Genomic DNA, 1,351 nt, shown 5'->3' with positions numbered 1-1,351 from the left:
ATATTTTTTTGTCGTATCAGGATTTGGGCTGCAGTTTCCGCATTGATGGCCTGATGGGTTTCGGGGTGGATGTAGTCAGGATAGTGGATGAGCGTGCCGGCAATCAGCTGCCAAAGTTCAAGTCTGCGACTGCGGCGCGGAATAGGGAGCAGATCTTGGGTAAGCCCCCAACCTGCATAGAAAGGCAGGCCGTAGCAGCTGACTTTTTTGCCGCGCAACAAGGCTTCAAAACCGGTCAGCGAAGTCATGGTATGTACTTCGTCTGCGTATCGGAGACAAGTCAGGATGTCGGCTTGTTCGGCGGTTTGGTCGGCATATCGTGCCGTATCTTCAGGAGAGATATGGCCGATACGGTTACCGCTGACTACATCGGGATGCGGTTTGTAGATGATATAGGCATCGGGATTGCGTTTGCGTACGGTACGGAGCAGATCCAGATTGCGATAGATTTGGGGCGAACCGTAGCGGATAGACGCATCATCTTCGACCTGGCCGGGAACGAGGATCACGGTTTTGTCGGTTAACGGGGCGGTGAAGTCTGAGCTGCCGACGTTGTATTTGCTGATGTGGTTTTCGGTCAGCATTTTTTGCAGCTTCAAGGCCGTCTGAAAGTCCTGGTCGTCGAAGTTTTGGTTTTGGAGGATGTGTTCAAGACGTGACGGGGTTTCGGCATTGAAATAAATGCCCATATCGTCGGTAACGAGCGACAGCGGCGGCACTAAATTAGAACCGAGTCCGACCGAGCGGATAAAGCCGTCTTCCATGCGCAGCAGGGGGATATTATGTTGTTCGGCAAAACGGACGATGGCCTCTTTGCCGTTGCCCCAAGCTAGGATGCGTGCATCGTTGGACAGTTTGACCCCTGCCAGTTTTTGGGTGGAGGAGATAAATTTCAGACGGCATGAGGGTACGTTAAAGAACGGTTTGGCAACCGCGCGTTTCCACAAAGACATGCCGACGCAATACAACTCTCCACGCAATTTGTCGTTTTTGCGTTTGACCGTTGCCAGATAGTCGATAACATCAAAGAGGCTGCCTGCTTCGCCGGTATTGGGGTTGAGGTAGCGGCTGTATTGCAGATAGGCCGCGGCGAAGAGTTGCAGCAAGTTGCGGGTGGTGCGGCGTTGGGTTTGAACAAGGCTGTCGATTTTTGGATGGCGGTCGTCGCTTACGCCCCATCCGGCATACCACGGCAGGCCGAAAGTGGCCAGCGGTTTGCCGCACAAAAGCGCCTCAAAACCCATTTGCGAGGTAACGCAATAAACTTTATCGACGTTTTGCAACAAAGAAATCGGATTGATGTCTTCTGCCAAAAGATGGACGCGGTGTTGCTGCGCCAGTTGGGTCAGAT

1 protein-coding gene is annotated in these 1,351 nt (G+C 52.8%); it reads right to left on the bottom strand.

Annotated features, from left to right (window positions below):
• The coding region (locus ACTHS3_RS13330; protein WP_440368168.1) for a capsular polysaccharide biosynthesis protein at nucleotides 1-1,351 on the bottom strand (1,351 nt) is incomplete at both ends.

It is taken from the genome of Neisseria sp. P0009.S007 (assembly GCF_051962515.1).
This window is presented reverse-complemented; position numbering and strand designations above follow the sequence as displayed.